Origin of the sequence: Aeromicrobium sp. PE09-221 (genome assembly GCF_002174305.1) — a bacterium.
GTDB lineage: Bacteria > Actinomycetota > Actinomycetes > Propionibacteriales > Nocardioidaceae > Aeromicrobium.
Genome location: NZ_MIJB01000009.1, coordinates 87,256 through 110,477 on the forward strand (window position 1 = coordinate 87,256; position 23,222 = coordinate 110,477).

At 67.9% G+C, this 23,222-nt stretch carries 26 protein-coding genes and 1 CRISPR repeat array; of the genes, 11 read left to right on the forward strand and 15 right to left on the reverse strand.

The window, feature by feature from the left end; translation table 11 throughout:
* Positions 1 to 85 precede the first annotated feature (85 nt).
* Entirely contained in the window at positions 86 to 724 is a 639-nt protein-coding gene (locus tag BHE97_RS04940) for a class I SAM-dependent methyltransferase (RefSeq protein ID WP_236757526.1), read from the forward strand.
* Positions 725 to 732: 8 nt separating this feature from the next.
* Here BHE97_RS04940 and BHE97_RS04945 read toward each other — a convergent pair whose 3' ends face one another.
* Positions 733 to 1,905, reverse strand: coding sequence for a helix-turn-helix domain-containing protein (locus BHE97_RS04945; RefSeq protein WP_140399974.1), 1,173 nt, complete (start codon positions 1,903 to 1,905; stop codon positions 733 to 735).
* Between the two features lie 96 nt (positions 1,906 to 2,001).
* Here BHE97_RS04945 and BHE97_RS04950 point away from each other — a divergent pair, with 96 nt between their 5' ends.
* Genes BHE97_RS04950 through BHE97_RS04960 form a run of 3 tightly spaced genes read left to right on the forward strand, consistent with a single transcriptional unit; the run spans position 2,002 to position 6,103 of the window.
* Complete coding sequence (locus BHE97_RS04950; RefSeq protein ID WP_087623087.1) at positions 2,002 to 3,597, forward strand: class I adenylate-forming enzyme family protein; 1,596 nt, start codon at positions 2,002 to 2,004, stop codon at positions 3,595 to 3,597.
* Complete coding sequence (locus BHE97_RS04955; protein ID WP_087622917.1) at positions 3,597 to 4,925, forward strand: MFS transporter; 1,329 nt, start codon at positions 3,597 to 3,599, stop codon at positions 4,923 to 4,925. Before BHE97_RS04950 ends, BHE97_RS04955 begins: the two co-directional genes overlap by 1 nt.
* Positions 4,922 to 6,103 (forward strand): thiolase domain-containing protein, encoded by a 1,182-nt coding sequence (locus BHE97_RS04960; RefSeq protein WP_087622918.1) that lies wholly within the window; start codon positions 4,922 to 4,924, stop codon positions 6,101 to 6,103. The genes BHE97_RS04955 and BHE97_RS04960 overlap by 4 nt, the downstream gene beginning before the upstream one ends.
* Positions 6,104 to 6,300: 197 nt before the next feature.
* On the opposite strand, the gene BHE97_RS04965 is transcribed toward BHE97_RS04960, so the two are convergent.
* The 4 genes from BHE97_RS04965 to BHE97_RS04980 all read right to left on the reverse strand — a co-directional run bounded on the left by BHE97_RS04965 (position 6,301) and on the right by BHE97_RS04980 (position 8,852).
* Positions 6,301 to 6,645 carry a DUF2200 domain-containing protein gene (locus BHE97_RS04965; protein ID WP_236757527.1) on the reverse strand — a complete coding sequence of 115 codons (345 nt, stop codon included), beginning with the start codon at positions 6,643 to 6,645 and terminating at the stop codon, positions 6,301 to 6,303.
* A 34-nt stretch (positions 6,646 to 6,679) separates the two neighbouring features.
* Positions 6,680 to 7,447 (reverse strand): SCO1664 family protein, encoded by a 768-nt coding sequence (locus tag BHE97_RS04970; RefSeq protein ID WP_087623089.1) that lies wholly within the window; start codon positions 7,445 to 7,447, stop codon positions 6,680 to 6,682.
* A 97-nt stretch (positions 7,448 to 7,544) separates the two neighbouring features.
* Positions 7,545 to 8,180 carry a G5 domain-containing protein gene (locus BHE97_RS20025; RefSeq protein WP_201791315.1) on the reverse strand — a complete coding sequence of 212 codons (636 nt, stop codon included), beginning with the start codon at positions 8,178 to 8,180 and terminating at the stop codon, positions 7,545 to 7,547.
* Positions 8,181 to 8,291: 111 nt separating this feature from the next.
* Positions 8,292 to 8,852: a DUF3090 domain-containing protein gene (locus tag BHE97_RS04980; protein WP_087622919.1), complete on the reverse strand. Its 561-nt coding sequence runs from the start codon at positions 8,850 to 8,852 to the stop codon at positions 8,292 to 8,294.
* A 241-nt stretch (positions 8,853 to 9,093) separates the two neighbouring features.
* A CRISPR array of direct repeats spans positions 9,094 to 10,036; the repeat unit is 28 nt; unit sequence GGATCATCCCCGCTTGCGCGGGGAGCAC.
* Between the two features lie 195 nt (positions 10,037 to 10,231).
* Between BHE97_RS04980 and BHE97_RS04985 the strand changes: the two genes are divergently transcribed.
* Positions 10,232 to 11,362, forward strand: coding sequence for a DUF222 domain-containing protein (locus BHE97_RS04985; RefSeq protein ID WP_087622920.1), 1,131 nt, complete (start codon positions 10,232 to 10,234; stop codon positions 11,360 to 11,362).
* Between the two features lie 210 nt (positions 11,363 to 11,572).
* Here the strand turns inward: BHE97_RS04985 and BHE97_RS04990 are convergent, their stop codons facing one another.
* Together BHE97_RS04990 and BHE97_RS04995 are read right to left on the reverse strand one after the other, a co-directional pair.
* On the reverse strand, positions 11,573 to 12,256 hold the full coding sequence (locus tag BHE97_RS04990) for a histidine phosphatase family protein (protein WP_087622921.1): 684 nt from the start codon (positions 12,254 to 12,256) through the stop codon (positions 11,573 to 11,575).
* A 66-nt stretch (positions 12,257 to 12,322) separates the two neighbouring features.
* Positions 12,323 to 13,075 carry a hypothetical protein gene (locus BHE97_RS04995; RefSeq protein ID WP_140399976.1) on the reverse strand — a complete coding sequence of 251 codons (753 nt, stop codon included), beginning with the start codon at positions 13,073 to 13,075 and terminating at the stop codon, positions 12,323 to 12,325.
* A gap of 49 nt (positions 13,076 to 13,124) precedes the next feature.
* Between BHE97_RS04995 and BHE97_RS05000 the strand changes: the two genes are divergently transcribed.
* Both BHE97_RS05000 and BHE97_RS05005 read left to right on the forward strand, forming a co-directional pair.
* Positions 13,125 to 13,781: a GntR family transcriptional regulator gene (locus BHE97_RS05000; protein WP_236757528.1), complete on the forward strand. Its 657-nt coding sequence runs from the start codon at positions 13,125 to 13,127 to the stop codon at positions 13,779 to 13,781.
* A 41-nt stretch (positions 13,782 to 13,822) separates the two neighbouring features.
* Positions 13,823 to 15,058, forward strand: a complete 1,236-nt coding sequence (locus BHE97_RS05005; protein WP_201791316.1) for an MFS transporter — start codon at positions 13,823 to 13,825, stop codon at positions 15,056 to 15,058.
* A gap of 5 nt (positions 15,059 to 15,063) precedes the next feature.
* On the opposite strand, the gene BHE97_RS05010 is transcribed toward BHE97_RS05005, so the two are convergent.
* The 3 genes from BHE97_RS05010 to BHE97_RS05020 all read right to left on the reverse strand — a co-directional run bounded on the left by BHE97_RS05010 (position 15,064) and on the right by BHE97_RS05020 (position 16,923).
* The gene (locus BHE97_RS05010) at positions 15,064 to 15,501 is read right to left on the reverse strand and encodes a universal stress protein (protein ID WP_087622924.1); all 438 of its coding nucleotides are present in this window, start codon (positions 15,499 to 15,501) and stop codon (positions 15,064 to 15,066) included.
* A 107-nt stretch (positions 15,502 to 15,608) separates the two neighbouring features.
* Positions 15,609 to 16,586 (reverse strand): SRPBCC family protein, encoded by a 978-nt coding sequence (locus BHE97_RS05015; RefSeq protein ID WP_087622925.1) that lies wholly within the window; start codon positions 16,584 to 16,586, stop codon positions 15,609 to 15,611.
* Positions 16,587 to 16,605: 19 nt separating this feature from the next.
* Entirely contained in the window at positions 16,606 to 16,923 is a 318-nt protein-coding gene (locus BHE97_RS05020; protein WP_236757529.1) for a metalloregulator ArsR/SmtB family transcription factor, read from the reverse strand.
* Between the two features lie 78 nt (positions 16,924 to 17,001).
* Here BHE97_RS05020 and BHE97_RS20030 point away from each other — a divergent pair, with 78 nt between their 5' ends.
* Together BHE97_RS20030 and BHE97_RS05025 are read left to right on the forward strand one after the other, a co-directional pair.
* On the forward strand, positions 17,002 to 17,169 hold the full coding sequence (locus tag BHE97_RS20030; protein ID WP_170931259.1) for a hypothetical protein: 168 nt from the start codon (positions 17,002 to 17,004) through the stop codon (positions 17,167 to 17,169).
* Positions 17,170 to 17,188: 19 nt separating this feature from the next.
* Positions 17,189 to 18,019 (forward strand): alpha/beta hydrolase, encoded by an 831-nt coding sequence (locus BHE97_RS05025; protein WP_236757530.1) that lies wholly within the window; start codon positions 17,189 to 17,191, stop codon positions 18,017 to 18,019.
* A gap of 54 nt (positions 18,020 to 18,073) precedes the next feature.
* Here the strand turns inward: BHE97_RS05025 and BHE97_RS05030 are convergent, their stop codons facing one another.
* From BHE97_RS05030 to BHE97_RS05040, 3 genes are all read right to left on the reverse strand, one after another.
* Positions 18,074 to 18,943, reverse strand: a complete 870-nt coding sequence (locus tag BHE97_RS05030; RefSeq protein WP_087622927.1) for a DUF817 domain-containing protein — start codon at positions 18,941 to 18,943, stop codon at positions 18,074 to 18,076.
* Between the two features lie 48 nt (positions 18,944 to 18,991).
* The gene (locus BHE97_RS05035; protein WP_087622928.1) at positions 18,992 to 19,813 is read right to left on the reverse strand and encodes an alpha/beta hydrolase; all 822 of its coding nucleotides are present in this window, start codon (positions 19,811 to 19,813) and stop codon (positions 18,992 to 18,994) included.
* Between the two features lie 74 nt (positions 19,814 to 19,887).
* A complete protein-coding gene (locus BHE97_RS05040; protein ID WP_087622929.1) occupies positions 19,888 to 20,256 on the reverse strand; it encodes a nuclear transport factor 2 family protein in 369 nt (122 codons plus the stop codon).
* Between the two features lie 53 nt (positions 20,257 to 20,309).
* On the opposite strand from BHE97_RS05040, the gene ald reads away from it, so the two are divergent.
* Together ald and BHE97_RS20035 are read left to right on the forward strand one after the other, a co-directional pair.
* Positions 20,310 to 21,467 carry an alanine dehydrogenase gene (gene ald, locus BHE97_RS05045; RefSeq protein ID WP_087622930.1) on the forward strand — a complete coding sequence of 386 codons (1,158 nt, stop codon included), beginning with the start codon at positions 20,310 to 20,312 and terminating at the stop codon, positions 21,465 to 21,467.
* Between the two features lie 87 nt (positions 21,468 to 21,554).
* Positions 21,555 to 21,716, forward strand: a complete 162-nt coding sequence (locus BHE97_RS20035) for a hypothetical protein (RefSeq protein ID WP_170931277.1) — start codon at positions 21,555 to 21,557, stop codon at positions 21,714 to 21,716.
* A 134-nt stretch (positions 21,717 to 21,850) separates the two neighbouring features.
* On the opposite strand, the gene BHE97_RS20040 is transcribed toward BHE97_RS20035, so the two are convergent.
* The gene (locus tag BHE97_RS20040; protein WP_170931278.1) at positions 21,851 to 21,991 is read right to left on the reverse strand and encodes a hypothetical protein; all 141 of its coding nucleotides are present in this window, start codon (positions 21,989 to 21,991) and stop codon (positions 21,851 to 21,853) included.
* Between the two features lie 96 nt (positions 21,992 to 22,087).
* Positions 22,088 to 23,221 (reverse strand): acyl-CoA dehydrogenase family protein, encoded by a 1,134-nt coding sequence (locus tag BHE97_RS05050; RefSeq protein ID WP_087622931.1) that lies wholly within the window; start codon positions 23,219 to 23,221, stop codon positions 22,088 to 22,090.
* Position 23,222: the final 1 nt, after the last annotated feature.

Genomic DNA, 23,222 nt, shown 5'->3' on the forward strand with positions numbered 1-23,222 from the left:
GCCACGAGATGCGCTGCGTGTGTGGACCCGCATCATGGAGAGCGAGCCGTCGGTTCTCCCATAGGCCGACATGACGGAGGTGACCGTGAAGCAGACGCGCCCGAGATCGACCATGACGTTCGGCGGACTGGAGATCGTCTTCGACGACCGCGTTCTGCATCCACGGGATTGGACGGTGGCACAGTCCTGGTGGGCCGAGGAACTGCTGGCGACAGCGCCAGCCGGGCCGGTGCTGGAGCTGTGTGCCGGTGCCGGGCAGATCGGCCTGCTCGCCGTCCGGGGCTCCGATCGCCGGTTGGTGATGGTCGACCGCAATCCGATCGCCTGCGACTTCGCCTCGTTCAATGCCGAGACGGCGGGATTGAGCGGCCGGGTGACGGTGCGCCAGGGTGAGATGGAGCGGTGCATCGGACCGGGCGAGCGGTTCGCTCTCGTCCTCGCCGATCCTCCGTGGGTACGCAGCGAGGAGGTGCAGCGTTTTCCCGAGGATCCCGTCGGCGCGATCGACGGCGGCGACGACGGGCTCAGGATCGCTCGCTCCTGTCTGGCCCTGGCGGACCGACATCTCCTGCCGGGCGGCAGCATGCTGCTGCAACTGGGCGACGATGCTCAGATCGATGCCCTCGCCGAGAAGCTTGACCGGCACTCCCGCCTCCACGTCGGTGAACGGCGATCGTTCGAGGGGCGCGGCGTGCTGGTGCGGATCACGGCCAGCGGGGAGTGAGGACGGGCTCACGGGAGCGGCATCGCCCTCGTTCGCACGGCCTCTCGTAGCCAAGCCAGCTCGACGACGGTGTGCAGATCGGCGAGGTCGGCGCCCGTGAGCTGCTGGAAGCGTTGGAGCCGGTGACGCAAAGTGTTCTCGTGGACGACCAGGCGCTGGGAGGCCTGACGGATGCTCTGCGAGCTCTCCAGATAGGTCCAGACGCTGTCCAAGAGGACTCTGCCGAAGCGATGCTCACCCGCCAGCGCGGGAAGGTACTTGTCCGAGATCAGCTCGTGGACCAGGCGTTCCTCGGGTACGGCCATGCGCCAGGTGATCTCCGTCGCGTCCAGCCAGCTGCCGGGGACGGCATCGGTCTGGGCGAGGACGCGTCGTGCTGACCGCCAGGACCGACCGATGTGCTCCAGGGATTCGAGCGTTCCTGCCGCGATCGACCCGGAGACGAGGGCTTCGCGTGGGTCGCGTGCCACGATGCCCACGGCGAATGAGCCGAGTGAGGCGGCGAGCGCCGGGGACTCGGGCGTCGCTCCATGGCTCTCGACCTTCCGCACCCACGGATCGTGTGACTCGCACACCGTCATGACGATGCGATAGCGCTGTCCTCGATCCAGTCCCAGTGCCTCCGCTCGTCGCAGTGTCCCTTCATGGTCGCCCTCGCGATCGCCGAAGGCGCGTAGGACATCGGCCTTCTCGACATTGCGGCGCACCTCGTCGGTCACGGCATGGGCACGATACTCGCGGACGGCGAGGTCCATGAACCAATCGCCCACCTCCCACAGGAGGCTCGAGCCGAAGAGCGTCTCCTCGGGGTCCAGCGAGCGCTGCCGGGCGACCTCGATGAACCGATGGTGGATCGCCGTGAGGTTGAGCCGATACGCCCGGATGATGGCGTCGATGGGCATGCCCTGCTCCATCCGCCGCCGCGTCGTGCGCTGGGGTTCGCCCTCCCCGTCGTCCAGGGGGGCTCGGCGCGCACGCAGACAGGCCACCCCACGGCTCACATTGGTGTGGATCGAGCCGAGGAGCTCGTCGCGGCTGATCGACACGTAGTCCGGCAGCTCCGCATAGATGCTCTCGGCGGCTCGTGCCGCGAGCTCGTGCACCTCGCTCTGCAGATCGTCGGCGATATCGGCCAGGGTCAGCATGGAGGGTCGGTCCTTCCGTTGATTGGAGAAATCCACGACGAGGAGCGTGAACTTTGGCGATTTCGCCGTAGCCACCGACTCATGCTGTCGGGAAACTACTACTGCGTGATCGTCATCACAGAAAGGTACGCGATGTCCAGAACGGCCCAGTGGCAGGGAGCGCCACCCGCGCCACCCGCCGGATCCGCCTCGACCTTCAGCGCCCTATGGGACCGGGCCCGCGAGCGGCACAGCACGCGTCCATTCCTGATCTTCCAGAACGAGGACGACGCGGTCAGCTCCTGGACCTACGGCGAGTTCGACCGCGCCGTCGACGCCGTGATCGTGCGACTCCGCGAGGCCGGCGTGGGCGCCGGGGACGGAATCCACCTGTGCCTGCGGAACTGCCCGGCCTTCGTGGCGATCTGGCTGGCCGCCGCGCGGCTCGGGGCATGGATCGTTCCCGTCGATCCCACGGCCGCCGGTCGCGAGATCCGCCAGCAGCTCGCGCGCACCGGCGCCCGCCTCGGCGTATACGGCCGGTCGCGGGGCGCGGTGTATCGCAGTGGAACCGAGGCATTCGACGGTCCACTGTGGGAACTGGAGGAGTCGGCTCGCGATATCGACGGCTGGCTGACGGGTGACACGGTGGCGGGCTCGAAGACCGCTCCCGGCGAGCGTGATCGTCTCGCCATCATGTTCACCTCGGGCACGACGTCCCAACCGAAGGGAGTCGTGCTCACCCAGCGCAACTACCACTGCGTCGCAGTGACGATGGCCGAGGCGGCGCGCCTGAGGCCTGAGCATCGCTGGTTCGTGACGCTTCCGCTCTTCCACGGCAACGCCCAGTACTACTGCTTCGCGTCGGCGATCGCCGTCGGGGCCAGCGTCGCCCTCACCGCCGGCTTCTCGGCATCCCGCTGGGTGTCTGACGCGATCGCCGTGGAGGCCACCCACGCGAGCCTCTTCGCCGCACCGATGCGCATGATCCTGGCGCGCACGCCGGCCCAGCAGCGACCGGCCCGCCTCGAGCATGTCTGGTTCGCCCAGAATCTGGGGGCCGAACATCACCGGCAGTTCGCCGAGCTCGCGGGGGTCACCCCCCGACAGCTCTACGGGATGACCGAGACGGTCCCGGTGGTCACCTACGACCGCAGCGCCGAGCCCGTCCACGATCTCATCGGACACCCTGTCCCGGGGCGCATCGCCCGACTCGTCCGGGGAGCCTCGCTCGAGCCGGTGCCCACCGGGGAAACGGGGATGATCGCGGTAGCCGGACGCCGCGGCGATGATCTCTTCGCTGAGTACCTCGATGATCCGGAGGCGACGGCACGGACCCTCGTCCAGGACGACGAGGGAGTCGACTGGTTGTTGACGGGTGATCTTGCCGTCGACGACGGAGCGCGTGGGTGGCGCTTCGTCGGACGCAACGACGACGTCATCAAAGTCGCCGGTGAGAACGTGTCACTGACGGAGGTGGAGGCGGCGCTCGCACAGGCTCCCGGCGTGCTGGAGGCCGCCGTGGTGGCCCAGGACGACCCGATCCGCGACCGGGTGCCCGTCGCCTATGTCGTGCCCCGAGACGAGGCGAGCCCTCCGGACCTCGCCGCACTCGAGGTGTGGGCGACGCAGCACCTCGCCAAGGCGGCTCGACCACGGGAATGGCATGTGATCGCCGAACTCCCGCGCACCAGCGTCGGCAAGGTCCGGCGCTTCAAGCTCGACACTCCCACGAACGGAGAACACTGATGTCCGCTCCCGCGATCTCCCCTCAACGCCGCCGGCGCGCGTTCGTCGGCGCGATCTCCGGCCACCTCATCGAGTGGTACGACTACGGGATCTATGGATTCCTCGCCGTCGTGATGGGGCAGGTCTTCTTCGCCTCGTCGTCACCGGGTGTCAGCCTGTTGAGCAGCTTCGCGGCCTTCGCCCTGAGCTTCTTCATGCGACCCCTCGGCGGCCTGTTCTTCGGCCCCTTGGGGGACCGGATCGGACGCCGCGCGACGCTCACGATCGTCATGGTGCTGATGGCGGGCTCGACCTGCCTCATCGGCGTGCTTCCCACCTATGCTGCCGTGGGGGTGCTCGCGCCGGTGCTCCTCGTGCTGCTGCGCTGCCTCCAGGGGCTGTCGGCCGGTGGTGAGATCGGCACGGTGACGACCTTCATCGCCGAGTACGCGGGCCCCGGCCGACGCGGTTACTCGACGAGCTGGCTGATGGTCACAGCTGTGCTCGGCCTGCTGCTGGGCAGCTTCGTCGCCAATGGGCTCAGTGCCGTGCTGGGTGACGAGACGATGCACGACTGGGGATGGCGGATCCCCTTCCTGATCGCCGGCCCGCTCGGCATGATCGCCGCCTATATCCGCCTCAAGCTCGAGGACAGCCCCGAGTTCCAGGCGCTCGCCGAGGCCGGGCACACCGAGAAGGCGCCGCTGCGTGCGTGCATGCGGTGGCGGCGTGCGTTGGTCCTGGTCTTCTGCATCATCACCGTCCACGCCTCGATCTTCTACCTGGTGCTGACCTTCGCCTCGACCTTCCTCAGCAACACCCTGGGCTTCGGCTCGTCGACGCGATTCTGGTTCGTGATCGTCGCCGCCTCGACCGCGGCCGCGGTCATGCCTCTGGGAGGTGCGTTCACCGATCGATACGGCCGGCGTCCCTTCCTGCTGGTCACGGCCGCGATGGCGACGCTGTCGATGCTGTGGTTCTTCCTGGCCGCACCGGGGGCCACCCCGACGACCTTCTTCTTCCCGCTGATGGCCTGTGCGCTCTCCTTCGGCCTGTACGCCTCGTCGACCTACGCGACGATGACGGAGCTCATCCCGACCAGGATCCGCTCGACGGGCATCGCGGTGGCCTACAACGTCCCGGTGGCCGTCTTCGGAGGGAGTGCGCCGCTGGTCGCCGCGGCTCTCATCGAGAGCACCGGCAGCATCACCTCGCCGAGCTACTTCTTCGTCGCCACCGGACTGCTCTCGATCGCCGCGCTCCTGGTCCTGAAGCCGAGCGACTTCGAACGCTCCGCCGAGGCCGACCGGATCGCGCAACATCGCGCCGCGCAGGAGGTGGCCGCATGAGGAACCGTGGGGAGTTCGTGGTGAGCGGATGGGGTCACACGCGATTCGGCAAGCACGAGTCCACTCTCGAGGAGCTCATCGTGGAGGCAGCGGCGGACGCGATCGCCTCGGCGGGTCTCGCGCCTGGTGACATCGACGAGATCGTGCTCGGCCACTTCAATGCCGGCATGCAGCCGCTGGCCTTCTCCTCCTCGCTCGTGCTGCAGACCCACGATGCGCTCGCCGGGGTTCCCGCGACGCGGGTGGAGAATGCCTGTGCCTCGGGCGCAGCCGCCTTTCAGACCGGTATCAAGGCGGTCCTCTCGGGATCGGCCCGCCGTGTACTCGTGGTCGGGGCAGAGAAGATGACGGGGCTGGATCCGCAGCTCGTCGGCTCTGCACTCATCGGAGCCGACTACGATCACGCGGGGACGTCATCCTCCGTCGGCTTCGCCGGGCTCTTCGCCGAGGTCGCCACCGCCTACGCGGGGAGAATCGGCGATCCGGGGGACGCGATGGCGCGTATCGCCGAGAAGAACCACCGTCACGGGGCCTCGAATCCGCTGGCCCACCTGCGGCGCGAGCTCACCTATGAGGAGTGCAGCACGGTATCGGCGACGAACCCGATGGTCGCCGCGCCACTGCGGCGCAGTGACTGCTCGCCCGTCTCCGACGGTGCGGCGGCGATCGTGCTGAGCACCGCCGCAGACGCCTCGTCGGATGCGCACACCAGCGGCGCTGCGGTCGCCGGATGGGGGCAGGCGAATGACTTCCTCCCGGCCGCGCGCCGCGATCCGATCGCCTTCGCCGGTTCCGCCACGGCCTGGCAGCGCGCCATCGGCGCCGCCGGTGTCCGGCAGAGGGACCTGTCCTTCGTGGAGTTGCACGACTGCTTCACGATCGCCGAACTGGTCCTCTATGACGTCCTCGGCCTGGTTCCCGAGGGTATGAGCGCGATAGAGGCGGCGCGCGACGGATGGTTCGGTCGCGAGGGGGCGCTGCCGGTCAATGTGTCGGGCGGGTTGAAGTCCAAGGGCCATCCCGTGGGCGCGACCGGTGTGTCGCAGATAATCATGGCGGCGATGCAGCTCACGGGAACGGCAGGTGCCTCGCAGCTGCCGGACCCGCGTGTCGCGGCCGTGCACAATATGGGCGGGCTCGCCATCGCGAACTACGCCCACGTCCTGACGACGCGCTGACGCGCCGCGGTACGCGGTGACCCCCGACGAGGGCCACCGCGTACCGGCTCAGAGGACCTTCGAGATCCCCATAGGCGGCGATATAACCGCCGTCGAGCACGCCGGGCTGACAGATCTCGAGCTCGAAACCCGATCCTCCGCGATCGCGTTCAACAGATCCATGTCGATGCCGACGAACTGACCGTCACCGCGCCGGCTCAGGCGCGGAGGACCTTCTCGAGGGGTTTGCCCTTGGCCAGCTCGTCGACGAGCTTGTCGAGATAGCGGATCTTCTGCATCAGGGGATCGTCGATCTCCTCGACTCGCACGCCGCACACCACGCCCGTGATGAGCGAGGCGTGCGGGGTCAGTCGGGCATCGGCGAAGAACTCCTCGAAGGTCGTCTCCGCATCGAGATGACGCTGCAGTTCGCCGTCGTCGAATCCGGTGAGCCACTCGATCACCGCGTCGAGCTCGGCCTTCGTGCGGCCCTTGCGCTCGACCTTGGCCAGGTAGAGCGGGTAGACGGACGCGAAGCTCATGATGAAGATCCTGCTGCTCACCGGATCACGGTACCGTGCGGGTCGCTGGAGGTCCTCAGAACGGCGGCCAGGGGACCGGCGGCATCTCGCCCTCGGGTGACGGGAACCGGCCGGTCGCAACCAGCCGCTCGGCACGTCGAAGCAGGGCTTCGATCTCCGGCGGGGCGAGAAGCTCGTGGAGGCGCGTTCCATCGTCACCGTCCGGAGAGGCGAGAACACGGCCGACACCCGCACGCTCGTCCTCGGTCAGGGGCTCGCCGATCCACCCCCAGAGGACCGTGCGCAGCTTCGGTTCCGTATGGAAGGTGAGGCCGTGGTCGACCCCATGACGGTGCCCGCCCGGCATCGCGAGAACATGGCCGCCCTTGCGGTCGGCATTGTTGACGAGCACATCGAAGACCGCCATGCGTCGCAGCGCCGCGGAGTCCTCGTGGACGACGGAGACCGGCTGCTCATCGGCGTCCACCCCGTCGAGGACGTGTTTCCACCCGGACTCGGGGATCTCGCCGGCCGGCACGATCGTGACGGGTTCCTGTGCCTGGTCGGTCTCTTGCCAGACCTGGATCATCCCTTCACCGTGTGGACCGTCTCCGAGCCACGTCGGCGGCACGATCCCCCAGCCGAGGGCCTCGGACACGAGGAAGGCGGCGACCTCGCGGTGTGCCAGCACGGCGCCGGGGAAGTCCCACAGCGGCCGCTCGCCGGCGACCGGCTTGTAGACGACAGGCGTGTCACCGATGTGAGCGTAGAAGGTCGCATTCGAAGCGGGCAGGATGCGCCCCTCGAGTACCAGTTCGGCGTCGGAGAGGGACGGCATCGTCATGACGCCCATGCTAGGACTCCCCACCCGTGAGCGGTGACCTACGCACCCCTCACGCCCAGCGAGAGGTGCGCAGGGCACCGCCCTGAGCGGGCCGCGATCACAGCCAGGCGGCGACGCCTCCGTGGCCCGAACAGGTCCCGCGACGGTTCTGGCTGTGGCTGTAGGTCCCGTCCTGGCAGCGAGCGGTCGCACCGGCCGGGACTTGGGCGCTCTCATGCGGGCGGCAGACAGAATTGCCCGCGGAGTTGACGTAGGTTCCGTTCGGGCAGGTGGCGGGCGCGGGCGCCGCGGGCTCCGGGGGCGGGGGCGGAGCCGGTTGGCGAGTGCCCTGTGCGATGACCTCGTGCACCGGCTCGGTGACTATGCGCTCGGAGACCTGCTCGCGGGCCGTCTCCTTGCCATCGGTGTGGGTGACGCGGAAGGTCCGTTCGAGTTGTCCCGGTACGCCGGCGGTCCGAACCCGGGTCTGGCCGACCTCGAGCTCACTGTCCTCGACAGTGCTGCTGGCGAAGGCGATCTCCTCGGTGACCGTCTCGGTGCTGTGGAGGACGATGGGCTTCGCCGCTGTGGGTGACGGGCTGGCCGTCGTGGTCGCCCCGGTGGGCGCCGGCTCCGTCTCCTGGGGTGCGATCGCTCCGGCGCCGGCGGCCACCGTCACCAGGGCGATGAGCGCGGCACCCGCGCTCAATCCGATCCGCTGACCCACGGTATGGGACAAGAACCACTGCTTCACGTCATCTCCTCGATCGATCCCGGGGAGATCGTCTCGCGGTGTAACTTGCAGTGACAATGAGCCTTTCGGAGCGGACGTACTAGTCCGAAATGCTCAGGGGCGCGGGCGCTTCTACTCGAATTCCCCGATTTGCGGGCATCGGTGACCCTCGGGGTCTATGGGTTCGAGACACAGGGGGCAGAACGGCCGTCCACCGAGCACGATCTCGCGAGTGCGCTTGCTGAAGGATCGGGCCGCTCCGACGGGGATGCGCACCTGGAGCACCTCGGGGGAGTCCTCCGGATCGGGTGCGGGCATGACCGCGGGATCGCCCTCGATCTCGACGAGGGGGTGAGCCTCGATCACCACCTGTGCCGTGCTCGGATCCCATCCCAACGTCATCAGGCCCACGCGGAACTGCTCCTCGATCGGCTCGTCGAGGGGAGCGTGGTCCTCGAGGCCGTCCGGAGCGGTGGCGGGGATGCTGGCGGGATTGCCGTCCATCGCCATGAGCTCGTCGAGCAACTCGTCGAGCCGATCGGCGAGCACGGCCGACTGCTCCTTCTCCAGCCCGACGCTCATCAGGCGTTCACCGTCGCGAGCCTGCAGGTAGAACGCGCGATGCCCCGGAGGGCCGACCGTTCCCACCACGAGCCGGTCGGGCCAATCGAAGTCGTGCACCACCGTCGCCATATCTCCAGACTAGATCAGATAAACCAGGGGGTCTGACCGGTGTGGAGGCTCTTCTCCTGGCGAACGCTGGCGTTGCGATCTGGACGCGGCTTCACCGCGCTCTAGTGGCCTGCCGGAGGTTCGCTGGCGGCTCTGAGTAGTCGACGGGCGAGGTGCTCGATCTGCGGCTGTTACCGCACCCAAGCACAGACCCGCCGTGTAGGGAATGGATCACGGTCAGCTGCACCCTGCCTCGGAACGGGGATCATCCCCGCTTGCGCGGGGAGCACCCGGTGATCTTGTCGCGCAGCCCGCGGTACGCGGGATCATCCCCGCTTGCGCGGGGAGCACAAGACGGCGGCGAGGCGGGCGTCGAGCTGTCCCGGATCATCCCCGCTTGCGCGGGGAGCACAGCTTGCCGCTGATCATGTCCCGGACGTGGCCCGGATCATCCCCGCTTGCGCGGGGAGCACAACACGCCGTCGGCGGCGAGGTCACGGACGCGCGGATCATCCCCGCTTGCGCGGGGAGCACGTGGAACATGGTCAGCGCTCGCGGGCCGCTCGGGGATCATCCCCGCTTGCGCGGGGAGCACTCGGGCTCGAAGCCCTGCGCCTCCAGGTCGTACGGATCATCCCCGCTTGCGCGGGGAGCACGCGATGTCGACACCCGAGTGGCCCGGGTAGTTGGGATCATCCCCGCTTGCGCGGGGAGCACCGCAGGTACCGAACCTCGTTCGTGATCCGCGCCGGATCATCCCCGCTTGCGCGGGGAGCACCCCTGGGCGGACGAGGAGGGAGCCCGTCTCGGGGGATCATCCCCGCTTGCGCGGGGAGCACGTAGTCATGGCGACCGCTGCTCAGGTCGAGCAGGGATCATCCCCGCTTGCGCGGGGAGCACCCATCCTCCGTCACCCCGAACGTCAGGACGCCGGGATCATCCCCGCTTGCGCGGGGAGCACGCCGAGGTCGTGCCCGCCGCGTGGAAGGTGCGAGGATCATCCCCGCTCGTGCGGGGAGCACAATGTCACGGCGTATCGGGTGGCCTGGGGAGTGGGATCATCCCCGCTTGCGCGGGGAGCACTCCGCGCCTCGCTCCAAAGCCTTCACGGCATTGGGATCATCCCCGCTTGCGCGGGGAGCACCAGGGCTTGTCGGCGGTCACGACGCACAGCACGGGATCATCCCCGCTTGCGCGGGGAGCACACTTGCTGACCTGCGCAAACAGACGGCGTTCACCGGTTTCGGCATCACTTTTCTACCACGCCCCGATCACTCACGGGACCCGTTTGGGGTGGGTGTGGATGGACGCAGAAAGTGTCAGCAGGTTGCCCTAAAGTGGGAACCAGATCGAACACCAGTTCGACATCAAGGCGTTTCACTGTCAGGGGGTGAACAGAGATGGTCGCAGTACTCAACGAGACCACACCATTGGGTGCGGAGCTTGCCGCGTTGCAGGGGGTGATCGACCGTCTCGACCCCCTCGTCCGCGCCGGACTCACTCCCGCCGAGGCCCAGCAGTTGAGTGCCGCGGTCGGTCGGGTCAAGAACCGACTCGACGCGTTGGCTGTGCGGGCGGCGCGGGTGATCCACGACAGCCGCCTCGCCCGCCGCCACGGCGCCGCCTCGACCGGAGACCTGCTCGGCAGGGATCTGGGCAATGACCGTTCTGCCGGAAACCGGCTCCTCGGAGTAGCGAGAGATGTTCCCGAGGAGTCGTTGACTGATCAGGCGCTCTCTTCCGGTGATCTGACGTTGAATCAGGCCCGGATCATCACCGACGGACTCAACAACCTCCCCACCAACACCACACCCGAACAGCGGGTCCTGGCTGAACAGGCCCTGATTGCCGACGCCCGGACCTACACGCCCAGGGACCTGCGGGCGCGGGCGGATCGGATCGCCGACCAATGGGCCGACAAGACCACCGTCGACCGCCACGAATCCGAGCTCCTGGTCGAGCGGGAGCAGCACGCCTGGGAACAGACGAGACTGTCCATGTGGGCGAACGGTGACGGCACCACCTCGGGTCGTTTCACCATCCCCGACGCGCAGGCCGCGATGTTGAAGACCGTGCTCGACGCGTACGCCTCACCCCGCCGAGCGTCCATGCTCGGACGCGAGATCGACGACTACACCACCCGGGTCGGTCAGGGATTCTGTGAGCTGATCGAACGAGTCCCCACCGACCGGCTCCCGAACCACGGCGGCAACAACGTCCTCGTCACCGTCAACATGGACCTCGCGGACTTGGAGGGCCGCATCGAGGACGCCGCACCGGGCACCATCACCACCGACGGCACCCGCCTCTCGCCCGGACAGACCCGCCGGCTGGCATGTGATGCGAAGTTACTGCCGCAGGTCTTCGCTGGGGAATCGGTTCCCCTCGACCTCGGACGCGAAGAACGCCTATTCACCCGACATCAGCGGATCGCGATCGCCAACCGCGACGCCGGATGCGCCGCACCAGACTGCGATCGCCCACCCGGAATGGAGCCGTCGCACCACGGGCATAGCCGCGACGGAGTGTGAAGCACACCACGGAGACGAGACCTGGGCAGACGGCGGCACCACCAACCTCAAAGACGCCATCCCCATCTGCGCCGAACATCACCGACAAATCCACACCGGACACCTCCAATGCCGCACCAACCCCGTTGACGGCGTACCCGAATTCCGCACACCCAGAACCACCCGATGGAAACGCAACCACCGACGGCGACCCAAGACGGTCGAGGGTCGCTAGTGCCCGGCGCCGCCGCCGACCGGTGCGTCCCCGGCCTCGCCGGCACTCCGCAGCCATCCCAGGTCACCTGCCGAGGAGTTGCTGCAGATGACATCGGGTCGCTGCGGGCCGTAGCGAACGATCGAGACGGACGCCGGGTCGACGTGGAGTCGCTGGAACAGGTCGAGGTGCATGCCAAGGGCATCGGCGAGGACCGACTTGATGATGTCGCCATGGGAGACCGCCGCCCACACGGCTCCTGGACCGCGCTCGGCCTCCATCGCGGCATCGATACGACGCACCGCCGCGACCGCGCGCGCCTGCATGGCCCCGAGCGACTCTCCCTCGGGGAATGCCGCTGCCGAGGGCTGCGTCTGGACGGTCGACCAGAGTGGCTCGTCGGCCAACTCCTTCAGCTCGCGCCCCTGCCAATGTCCGTAATCGCATTCGGTGATCGCCTCGTCCACGACCAGATCCACCGGGACCCCGTGATGGTCGAGGATCGCCTGCGATGTCTCACGGCACCGCTCCAGCGGGCTCGTCACCACTCGTGCGAGCGGCACGTCGGCGAGTCGTCGCGCCATTCGCGCCGCCTGCTCGCGGCCGGTCTCGTCGAGGAGGACGCCGGGGGAGCGGCCAGCCAGGATGCCGGCGGAGTTGGCGGTGGTCCGGCCGTGCCGGACGAGCAGAACGATGGCCATGCGGCGAGCCTAGAGGTCATGTGGATGAGGGGAGACTGCGCACACCGTGTGTGCGCCGATCGGCGTTCAACCCTCCAGCGGCACCTGGGTGACGAGTGCGTCACGGATCAACGCCACCGCCTCCCGGCTGAGGCGTTGATCCCACGTCGTTCCCGCCCAGGCACCGATATTGCCGATGCAGTCCCAGAGGACGTTGCGGACGGCGATCACATCGTCCTTGAGCACCGGGTGACCACCCGCATGAGACCACCCGAGGGAGGTGAGCGTGTGAGCGATGTCCTGGGTGTCGAGGGTGGAGCCAGGTGCCGTGGCCTGGTGGAGGGCCACGATGGTTCCGGCGGTCGCATCGAAGGTCGGCGTGCTGGGGAGGAGCCGTTGCCGCAGGTGTTCCCAGAGGGCGCGCGGGTCGCTACGGGCGCTCCGCCCGGCTCGGGTAAGCGTGAGCGAGCCCTGTCGCCGGCGGATCAGTCCCAGTCGTTCGGCCGAGACGCGGAAGCCGTGCACCGGATGTACATTCACTTCACGGGTGATAGGAAAGATCCACTCGGTCATCGAGGGCAGGCCTTCGGCGACTACCCGCACATCGGCGGGCTTGAGATAGTTCGCGGAGGTCAGGGGCAGTCCTTGGTCGCCGACGTGATCGAGGAGGTGCCGGTAGGCGGCGACGGCTTCGGCCAGATGCTCCCCGGTGGGAGACGCAGGGGCGGTCTCGACCAGTGATCTCAATCGTTCCATAAGGTCCTGCCCCGCGGGCTCCGCGGCGATCGGCCCGATCGCTCCCGCGAGGCGAGGGTCCATGCGAAAGCGCTGGTACTCCATAGCCCTAGGGTCCCATGACAAGCCCGGTGACATCGCGATGACGTGATAGATGCAAGATGTATCTATGCAGGTGGAGTCGTTGCCGGTGACCGAGCGCGCCTATCGGGTCGTGAAGGAGAAGCTGCTGAGCGGAGAGCTCGCAGGCGGGAGCATGACCAGTGAGGGCGAGATCTCGGCGCAGCTGGGAATCAGCCGAACGCCGGTGCGCGAGGCCTTCTTGAGACTGGAGACGGAGGGTCTGTTAAGGCTCTATCCGAAACGCGGCGCGCTGGTGGTGCCGGTCGGTGCGGAAGAAGCCGACGACGTGATCGAGGCCCGTAGGCTCGTCGAGACGCATGCGGGCCGGGCGGCCACCGAACTGCCCGCGGCTGCCCATCGGCGTCTCGTGGAGCTGCTGAGTGAGTTGCTCACCGCCCAGGAGGAAGCTGTGCGAGACGGTGATCTCGCCAGCTATGGAGCCCTCGACGCGCGTTTCCATCAGGAGATCGTGGAGGCCGGAGGCAATGAGGTGTTGCGGCGATTCTCGGTCGGTCTGCGCGAGCGTCAGCAGCGGATGATCGCCCACAGTGTCCGTTGGGATGCCAGCCGCGTCACTGTCTTCGTGCAAGGGCATCGGGCGCTGCTCGACGCCATAGAGCAGCGCGACCCGGCTGCCTTCGAGCGGCTCATTCGCGAGCATCTCGACGACGCGAGGGCGGGCCTGTGAAGGGGACAGCCGGGTTGGCGGTCCCGGGGCAGAGGTCGGCGGTGGGGAACCGCTCGTGGTGGCCGGTCGCGGCGGTCATGCTCGTGGTCGCCTGGGGCGGCAACGAATTCACTCCGCTGCTCGTGATGTACCGCGAGGTCAGCGATTTCTCGACCGTGACGGTCGACGCGCTCCTGGCCGCCTATGTGCTCGGCATCGTCCCGGCGCTGCTGCTCGGCGGGCCGTTGTCGGATCGCTACGGCCGACGGCCGATGCTCATCCCGGCGGCGCCGATCGCGGTCACCGGATCCCTCGTGCTGGCCGTCGGCGAGACATCGGCCGTGGTCCTCGCGGTGGGACGTGTGCTGTGCGGAGTCGCGCTCGGTCTGGTGATGGCGATCGGCACGACATGGGTCAAGGAACTGACCGATCGTGCCGCACGGCAGGGCGCAGACATCGACTCCTCCGCCGGCGCGCGCCGCGCGGGACTCTCCCTGACGCTCGGCTTCCTGCTGGGAGCCGGAGTCGCCGCCGGACTGGCCCAGTGGGCGCCTTGGCCAACGCACCTCGCCTATGTCCTGCATGCCCTGCTCGCCCTCGGCACCGGGCTCTGGCTTCTCATCGTGCCGGAGACCCGCCCGCGGGAGACGGTCTCACCCGGGCGCCTGATCGACGATCTCAAGGTCCCCGCCGCCGCGCATCGGCGCTTCTGGCGGGTCGTCGTCCCCGTCGCGCCCTGGGTCTTCGGATGTGCGGCCTCGGCCTATGCGGTGCTGCCGGCGCTCATGATGGATCAGGTCACGGGGCGGGCAATCGCCTTCGCCGGAGCCCTCACGGTGCTAGGACTCGGCTGCGGTGTCGGAATCCAAGTGCTGGGCCGGCTCATCGACACCAGCGACAGCGCACGAGCCTCGGTCATCGCGATGACGATCGTGGCGGTCGGCATGACACTCGGGGCCGTTGCTGCGGCGCGTCTGGATCTGGTGACGACCATCGCGGCAGCGGCGGTGCTGGGTGCCGGCTACGGGCTCGCGCTCGTCGCCAGCCTGAGTGAGGTGCAGCGCATCGCACGCCCGGACGATCTCGCCGGGCTCACGGCCGTGTACTACTCACTGACCTATCTCGGCTTCTTCGCCCCGGTGGTGCTGGCCGCCCTCGCCGTGCAATGGAGCTACCCCCAGATGTTCGGTGCCGGTGCCCTCGTGGCCACCGGCTGCCTGCTGATCGTGGCCTTCGCCTGGCGAGCCCATCTCCCCTCGGGCGAGCCGAGATCAGCCGAGGGCATCCGGCGAGGCTGAACCCGTCAGCGCCGCTGATGCGTATGTGCGACGTAGACATCGCAGGGGGCATGGGCGGCCACGTCGCGGGCGATGCTGCCCAGCACTCGTGCGATGCCCTGGACCCGCTTGTTGCCTACGACGATCACATCGGCACCGAGGCGTTCGGCGGCCTGCACGAGCGCTTCGCCGGGCTTGCCCTCCATCGGTGCATAGGTCAGGTTCAGGTCCGGGAAGTCGCGACGGAGTCCGTCTACGACCGAGGACGCGACGTCATTGGCATCCTTCTCCGTGGTGAACTGGATCTCCTCGCTGCCGCTGCGGAAGGTCTCGGTCTCGAACTTGCCGTAGGCGGACAGGACGTGCAGCTCACCGCCGAGGGCATGGGCGAGCTCGGCCGCCTTGCGGGCAGCGGCCGATGCTGTCTCGCTGTCGTCGACGCCCACCACGATCGTCTTGGTCACTGGAATCTCCTCGTTGCCGATGCTGCCCGGATGGGTCCTCCTGCGGGCAGCATAGCGCGCACGAGTGCCGGTCTGCTCGCCTCCGATGGTCGAGATGGGGACCTTCGTCAGACCGCCGTCAGGACCTCCTCTTCGAGTCGTGCATAGCTGGCTTCCATGCCATCGGTCATGCCGGTCGCGAGGATCTGATCGCGCAGCTCGGCATCCGGGTAGGTGATGAGGATCGACAGCAAGGTTCCACCCTCGACCGGTGTGAGCGTGAGCTCATTGGTGGTACGCGGCCCATCCGTCCCGATCATCTGCTCGGTCGTCACCTCGCGGTAGGGAGAAGCCGATTCGAGGAGCTCGCCGGTGAAGCCGAAACGGTGCTCACCCTCGTCGGTCTCCCACTCGAACACGTACGTGTCGCCGACGTCCTCGGCGACCTCGCAGGTGACCATGCGCCAGTCATCGGGTCCGAGCTGCCACCTCCGCAGGAGGTCGGCGTCGTGGTGGGCACGCCACACCTGATCGAGTGAGCCCCGAATCACTCTGCTCACCCGGACCAGGGTCTCGCTGATGATCTGCGTCTGCGTGCCACTGCCCACGGCGAACGAGGCGAGGTCGGCGAGCACCTCGTCCATCTGTCCCATGGCCTGGCTCATGCCCTCGTCCATGCCCATCGCGAGGAGCTGCTCCAGCTCGTCGGCGGAGCCGAAGTGGGTGGCGGTCGTGACCCGCGAACCGTTCGGCGTCTCCTCGAAGGAGAAGACCATGCGCATGCTGGGCATGGTGTCGTTCGGGGTGCCATCATCGGTCGAGAAGCCGTCGCGCACCTCGAAGGACTTCAACTCCTCGACGCGGATGAACTCCCAGAATCCGGCGGACTTGTCGCCCTCAGGGCCGGTCATGTAGTAGTCCGAGCGGCCGCCCTCGGCGAAGTCATGGCGCACGAATGTCGCCGGATAGGTCGGTGGCCCCCAGAAGCGCTCGAGCTGACGGGGATCGGCGTAGGCATCCCAGAGTCGGCGGAGGGGCACGCCGAACTCGGCGGTGACGGTCATCGTGAGGTTGTCGGGATCCTTCTCGACGGAGGTGATGGGCATGATGGGCCTTTCTCGGTGGTCAGTCGTCCTCCAGGAGAGCGTCGAGTCGGGATATCCGGCCGCGCCAGATCCCCTCATAGGCGTCCAGCAGCCGTTGCGCGCGCTGGAGAGTCTCGGGGTTGCCGTGGATCAGTCGCTCGCGGCCCCGGGGCTGCTTGGTCACGAGACCGGCCCCTTCCAGCACGGCCACGTGCTTCTGCACGGCGGCGAAGGACATGTCATAGGTCGCGGCCAGCTGCGACACGCTCGCCGGCCCGGTGAGGGTGCGGCGGACGATGTCACGGCGGGTCGCATCGGCGAGGGCTCGGAAGATCCGATCCACCTCGTCATCGCTCACGTCAATACGTACAACCATTTGGTTTCACAATACTCGATCGATAGCTTTCGTCAAGGCCCGCCGTGCGACGATGCATGAATGGAGCGCATGGACGTGTCGACGGCGTTGCGGCGCTGGGAGCTCTTCGGTGGGAGTTGGCGTGTGCTCGACGACGGTGAGCACAGCGGCGAGATGGTCATCGCGCTCCTGCGCTGCGACGGGGGAGAGCAGGTGGACGAGCTGCGATGCCCTCCCCAGCGGTTGTGACACCTGCGACGATGGAGCGATGACCGGCAAGCGACGGCTGATGGCTGTGATCGTGGCGCTCTTCACCGCCGCGGGCGGGGTGGTGGCGCTCGCCTGGGCCCTGCAGAGATCGCTGGTCTTCCTGCCCGACACGACGCCGGCCGGCTCGGCGGCCCACGCGGTCGAGGGCGGTCGCGATCTCACGCTCGTGACGAGGGACGGGGTCGAACTCGATGCCTGGTTGATCCCGCCCGCGACGACAGTCGACCGTGAGACGGCCGTGCTCTACGCGCCGGGCAACGGCGGTAACCGCGAGGGACGCCTCGGCATCGCCGGGCAGCTGGCCGAGGAGGGCTTCACAATCCTGCTGGTGGATTACCGCGGCTACGGCGGCAATGAGGGCAGTCCATCCGAGGAGGGGCTCGCCCACGACGCGGTCGCCGCTGCGGAGGCTCTGGCGCGCGAGGGATTCGCACCCGAGCGGATACTCTACCTCGGCGAGTCAATCGGTACCGGAGTCGTGGCACGCCTACAGAGCACGCATCCGCCCGCAGGCGTCCTCCTGCGGTCGCCGTTCACCGAATTCACCTCCGTCGCGCGTGAGCACTATGGCTGGCTGGGTGCTGCGTTGCTGCGCGATGAGTTCCCGGTCGTCGGCCATCTCGCGGGATCCGAGGTCCCGGTGACGGTCGTCCACGGCACCGATGACGATATCGTCCCGTCTGCGCTGAGCGCCGAGGTCGCCGCATCCGTCGGCAATCTGCACGAGGAGCTGGTGCTCGATGGGGTGGGCCACAATGACGCGGTCATGTTCGGCCGCCCGGTGGCCGAGGCGATGTCCCGCCTCGCCGATCACGCAGTGCCGCGGTGACCCTTCGCTCGCCCGCGGGAGCTCCCGGGTTCGGATGTGACGCGGATCCCGGGATCAGCGTCCGGGAGGCTGCGGCTTGTCGACCCAGGTGACCATGACGACCGAGATGATCATCAGCAGGAACCACGAGACCATCTTGTTGAGCGACACGAGATGCCAGTCGTCGACCTGTGTCGGGTAGAGCCAGGCTCCCGAGGCGGTGCCGATGTTCTCGGCGATCCAGATGAAGAAGGCGACGCCCACGAAGGCCACGAGCACCGGCATCCGATGCACACCCCGGAACACCCGGAAGTGCATCACCGTGGGCGCATACAGCACCAGCACACCCGCCACCAGGAACCAGCGGATGTCGTACACATAGTGGTGGGTGAAGAAATTGGCGTAGATCAGCACGGCCAGCACCGAGGTGATCCAGCGGGGCGGATAGCGATCGAATCGTAGGTCCGACAGCCGATAGACGCGCACCAGATAGGAGCCCACGGCCGCGTACATGAACCCCGTGTAGAGGGGAACGGCTCCGAGATGCAGCACGCCCTCCCCGGGGTACTCCCAGGAGCCGACATCGGTCTTGAACAGCTCCATCGCCGTGCCCACGACATGGAACATGATGATGACGATGAGCTCGCGTCCGGTCTCCAGCTTGGTCGCGATCATGGTCACCTGGATCGCCACCGCCGCGATCACCAGGAAGTCGTTACGGGCGAGAGCCGCGTCATCGGGATACCAGAGCCGGGCGGCGATGATGAGGACCAGCATGGCCGCGCCGAAGACGCAGGCCCAGGCCTGCTTGGCGCCGAAGACCAGGAACTCGACCAACTGGGCGCGGGCGCCGTCCGCGGGCGCGTCGGCCAGCACGGCATTGGCCCAGCGATGCAGCCGTCGCTCGACGGCGGTCAGGTCATCGGACGACTGGTCATCGTGCATCGGCCCAGGGTAGGAGATAATCCCACCCGGGGCCGGCGGCACGGGAGCTCAGCGGGCGAGGAAGTCCACGAGCGCGGCGTTGAACTCGTCCGCGTGGCTCACGGTGAATCCGTGCGGGGCACCCTTGATCACCCGCAGTTCGGTGTCGTCGACCAGTTCGGCGGTCCGCTTGCCTGAGACCTCGAAGGGCACGATGGCATCGGCATCGCCGTGGATGACGAGCACCGGGACATCGATCCGTTCGAGGTCCGCACGGAAGTCGGTGCGGCCGAAGGCGTCGATGCAGCCCTGGATCGCCGCATCGCTCGCCGGCGTGGACAGCGCGAAGGCCTGCTTGCGCTGGTCGTCTCCGACCTTGAGCTCGTCATCGGCGGAGAAGAAGGTGACGCTGAACTCGTCGAGGAAGCCCTCGCGGTCCTCGGCGATGCCGTCGATCATCTCCTGCACATCGCCGTCCTGGAGGCCGCCATCGGGATTGTCATCGGTGATCAGCAGATACGGGGGCACGGCACCGGCGAACACCGCCGAGCGGATCCGCTCGGACCCGCGGGTCCCGAGATAGCGTGCCACCTCTCCGCCACCCATCGAGAAGCCGACGAGGGTGGCATCGGTGAGATCGAGCGAGTCCAGCAGTGCGGCCAGATCGGCGGTGAAGGTGTCGTAGTCGTAGCCGTCGTCGGGCTTGCTCGAGGCACCGAAGCCGCGGCGGTCATAGCTGATGACGCGATAGCCCGCGTCGGTGAGTGCGGGTACCTGGCCGGACCAGGACGCACCACTCAAAGGCCAGCCGTGGATCAGGACCACGGGACGTCCGTCGCCTCCGGTGTCCTCATAGGCCAGAGTGGTGCCCGCTGCGTCGATGGTCGCCATGGGGGTCCTCCTCGGATCGGTGATGGCTCTCTTCGACGGTAGGGCCAGACCGACCGCTCCGCAGGACGGCGCGGTCAGCCTCCGTGGGCGGCGGGTGTCTGCTGATACAGCGCCAGGCGCCACCGGTCACCCTCGTGCACATAGACGCTCGACATCCGCGCGACGAAGGTGGTGTCACCTCGTCGCGCCTCCGCGGAGTAGACGAGGGCCGCCTCATCGCCTACGCGGACGAGTCGCGGATCGTCGATCGTGTACGCATCCCATGCGGGGGCGCCGTCGAGCGAGGTCACGACGGCCGGCCGGTCGAGGACCGACCCGTCCGCGAGGACCATGACGCCGTCCTCGGACATCAGGTCCCCGTAGAAGCCAGCGCCGGAACTTGCACACAAGGCGTCCCATCCCGCCCGTTCGAGGGTCAGCAGTTCCTCCAGCAGCGCGTCCATAGGCCGACCGTAGCGCGGTTGCGCGGTGTCTTCAGGTCTGGTGATGTTGCTGCATGCGAGTCGGTGTCGTCACGGAGTTGAAGAACCACGAGGACCGCGTCGCATTGACGCCCGCGGGTGTCGCCACGCTGGTGGCCGATGGCCACGAGGTGGTCGTGGAGGCGGGTGCGGGGCAGGGCTCGCATTTCGCCGATGACGAGTACCGCACCAGCGGCGCCCGGTTGTACGAGACGGCCACGGATGTCTGGGAGGATGCCGACCTGCTGCTCAAGGTGAAGGAGCCGGTGGCCGCCGAATACGCCCGGATGCGCGCCGGGCAGGTCCTGTTCACCTATCTGCATCTCGCCGCGGACCGTGAGACCACCGAGGCGATTCTGGCCAGCGGTACGACTGCCATCGCCTACGAGACGGTCGAGGGGGCAGACGGTGGCCTGCCGTTGCTGGCGCCCATGTCTGAGGTTGCCGGACGGCTCGCTACCCAGGTCGGGGCGTATCACCTGATGGCGCCCGCGGGCGGTCGGGGTGTACTGCTCGGAGGCGTGCCCGGAGTCCCGCCGGCGGAGGTCGTCGTGCTCGGCGGAGGAGTGTCGGGCACCCACGCGGCGACGATCGCTCTCGGGATGGGCGCCCGGGTGTCCGTGCTCGATCTGTCGCTGCCGCGGTTACGCGAGCTCGATGAGCAGTTCGGGGGCCGTCTCACGACCCTCGCGTCCAATCCGCAGGTGATCGAGGAGCAGCTGCTCCAGGCCGATCTCGTCATCGGAGCGGTGCTCGTGCCCGGTGCCAGGGCGCCGACTCTGGTCAGCAATGAGCTCGTGGCCCGGCTGCGGCCCGGAAGCGTGCTCGTGGACATCTCGATCGACCAGGGCGGCTGCTTCGAGGACTCGCGGCCCACCACGCACGACGAGCCGACCTTCCGCGTCCACGACTCCGTCTTCTACTGTGTCGCCAATATGCCGGGCTCGGTGCCCCGCACCTCGACCTTGGCCCTCACGAATGCCACGCTGCCGTACGTTCGACGTCTCGCGGGGGACGGCTGGCGTACCGCTCTGCAGGCGGATCGGGGATTCGCCGCGGGTCTGAACGCCCACGCCGGCGAGCTCACGCAACCGGCGGTGGGCGACGCTCTGGGGATCGACGCGGTCACCCTGGAGAGCGTCCTTCGGGGGTCGGGACGGAACGGTCGACGCGAATCTCCGGATGTGACATAGATCAAACCGTGCCGATGACGGGTTCGGTAGACCGATGCCTCATCATGGATGACATCACGTAGATTTGTTCTCGCATCGGAGGAAAAAATGCCCGTCGCTGTGCGGTTGGTCCTGCTACTCGCTGTGGGGATCGTCACCCTCGTGGTGGGTCGCCGCAAGCAGAAGGACGGACTGGTGTTCGCTGGGGGAGCGTTGACGGCGCTCACCGGATCGGCCTTCATCGCCTTCACGGCCGTCACGATCCTCTGACGCGGACCTCGGCCACATCCCACCCCGGCTGATCCCGATTCCGTCCTTCGAGTGCCAGCTGGTCATGGGCGGTGAGCCATCCCGCACTTCAGGGCTTCACCCGCGGGATGACTCACCGCCCGCGCGGCCGTCGCTCAGCTCTCGGGTTCATCGAGCGGGACAGGACGTTCCTCGTCAGGGAGCACGACCTGTTCCGGCTCCTCGTCCTCCCAGACGTCCTCATGCTGCTCGGCGACGTCCTCGGCCGCCGCGGGCTCGATCAATGGATCGGTCATGATGACTCCTCCTCAGTGGATGGCCTTAGGTCCAGGAGACCACGGCGCTCAAGCTCGCGCAGGGTGTGGGCGCCGGGTCGTCGGCCGAGGCGATGGTTACTGCTTCTTCAGGCCGCGTCCGATGACGAGCCGCTGGATCTGATTGGTGCCCTCGAAGATCTGCATGACCTTGGTCTCGCGCATGTAGCGCTCGACCGGGAAGTCGCGGGTGTAACCGGCGCCGCCGAGCACCTGGACGGCATCGGTGGTCACCTTCATCGCATTGTCGGTCGCGACCAGCTTGGCGATCGAGGCCTGCTGCCCGAAGGGGAGGCCCGCGTCCCGCCTCCGCGCGGCCGAGAGATAGGTCGCCCGCGCCGACTCCACTGCGGCGGCCATGTCGGCGAGCACGAAGGTGAGTCCCTGGTGGTCGATGATCGGCCGGCCGAAGGTCTCGCGTTCCTTGGCATAGGCGATGGCGACGTCGAGCGCGCCTTGGGCCACCCCCGTGGCGACCGCCGCGATGCCCAGCCGCCCGGCATCCAGGCCGGCGAGGGCGATCGACAGGCCCTGGCCCTCGCCGCCGAGGCGCCGCTCGACGGGTATCCGCACGCCGTCGAAGAGCATGGTCGCCGTGGTCGAGCCCATCAGCCCCATCTTGTCCTCGGGCGGGTCAGCGCTGAGCCCGTCGGCATCGGCCGGCACGAGGAAGCAGGTGATGCCCGCCTCAGCCTTCGCCATCACCTTGTAGAAGTCGGCCTGGCCGCCGTGGGTGGTCCACGCCTTGGCTCCGTCGATGACGTAGTCGTCGCCTACGCGTCGCGCCGTCGTGCGCATGGCCGCCGGGTCCGAGCCGGCATGGGCCTCCGAGAGGCAGTAGGCACCGAGCAGTTCCCCGCCGAGTATGTCGGGAAGCCAGCGTTCCCGCTGTACCTGTGTGCCCGCGGTGAACAGGCCGAAGCACGACAATGCGTGCACACTCGTCCCGACACCGACCGAGGCCCACGCGGTGCCGATCTCCTCGAGTACCTGGAGGTAGACCTCATAGGGTTGCCCGCCACCGCCGTACTCCTCCGGATAGGGGAGTCCGAGCAGGCCGGCTCGGCCGAGGGTGCGGAAGACATCACGAGGGAAGGTGCCCTCTCGCTCATGGGCGTCGACTGCGGGGCGCAGTTGCTCGTCGACGATGCGACGGGTGAGGCTGATCAGGTCCTCTGCCTCGGGCGTGGGGAGCATCCTCTCGGCGGACATG

Coding starts and splice junctions, on each gene's coding strand:
- BHE97_RS04950 (WP_087623087.1), top strand. CDS start 2,002: ATGTCCAGAACGGCCCAGTGGCAGGGAGCGCCACCCGCGCCACCCGCC.
- BHE97_RS04955 (WP_087622917.1), top strand. CDS start 3,597: ATGTCCGCTCCCGCGATCTCCCCTCAACGCCGCCGGCGCGCGTTCGTC.
- BHE97_RS04960 (WP_087622918.1), top strand. CDS start 4,922: ATGAGGAACCGTGGGGAGTTCGTGGTGAGCGGATGGGGTCACACGCGA.
- BHE97_RS04970 (WP_087623089.1), bottom strand. CDS start 7,447: ATGACGATGCCGTCCCTCTCCGACGCCGAACTGGTACTCGAGGGGCGC.
- BHE97_RS04980 (WP_087622919.1), bottom strand. CDS start 8,852: ATGGCGACGGTGGTGCACGACTTCGATTGGCCCGACCGGCTCGTGGTG.
- BHE97_RS04985 (WP_087622920.1), top strand. CDS start 10,232: ATGGTCGCAGTACTCAACGAGACCACACCATTGGGTGCGGAGCTTGCC.
- BHE97_RS04990 (WP_087622921.1), bottom strand. CDS start 12,256: ATGGCCATCGTTCTGCTCGTCCGGCACGGCCGGACCACCGCCAACTCC.
- BHE97_RS04995 (WP_140399976.1), bottom strand. CDS start 13,075: ATGGAGTACCAGCGCTTTCGCATGGACCCTCGCCTCGCGGGAGCGATC.
- BHE97_RS05000 (WP_236757528.1), top strand. CDS start 13,125: ATGCAAGATGTATCTATGCAGGTGGAGTCGTTGCCGGTGACCGAGCGC.
- BHE97_RS05015 (WP_087622925.1), bottom strand. CDS start 16,586: ATGCCCATCACCTCCGTCGAGAAGGATCCCGACAACCTCACGATGACC.
- BHE97_RS20030 (WP_170931259.1), top strand. CDS start 17,002: ATGGAGCGCATGGACGTGTCGACGGCGTTGCGGCGCTGGGAGCTCTTC.
- BHE97_RS05025 (WP_236757530.1), top strand. CDS start 17,189: ATGACCGGCAAGCGACGGCTGATGGCTGTGATCGTGGCGCTCTTCACC.
- BHE97_RS05030 (WP_087622927.1), bottom strand. CDS start 18,943: ATGCACGATGACCAGTCGTCCGATGACCTGACCGCCGTCGAGCGACGG.
- BHE97_RS05035 (WP_087622928.1), bottom strand. CDS start 19,813: ATGGCGACCATCGACGCAGCGGGCACCACTCTGGCCTATGAGGACACC.
- BHE97_RS05040 (WP_087622929.1), bottom strand. CDS start 20,256: ATGGACGCGCTGCTGGAGGAACTGCTGACCCTCGAACGGGCGGGATGG.
- ald (WP_087622930.1), top strand. CDS start 20,310: ATGCGAGTCGGTGTCGTCACGGAGTTGAAGAACCACGAGGACCGCGTC.
- BHE97_RS20035 (WP_170931277.1), top strand. CDS start 21,555: ATGCCCGTCGCTGTGCGGTTGGTCCTGCTACTCGCTGTGGGGATCGTC.
- BHE97_RS20040 (WP_170931278.1), bottom strand. CDS start 21,991: ATGACCGATCCATTGATCGAGCCCGCGGCGGCCGAGGACGTCGCCGAG.
- BHE97_RS05050 (WP_087622931.1), bottom strand. CDS start 23,221: ATGTCCGCCGAGAGGATGCTCCCCACGCCCGAGGCAGAGGACCTGATC.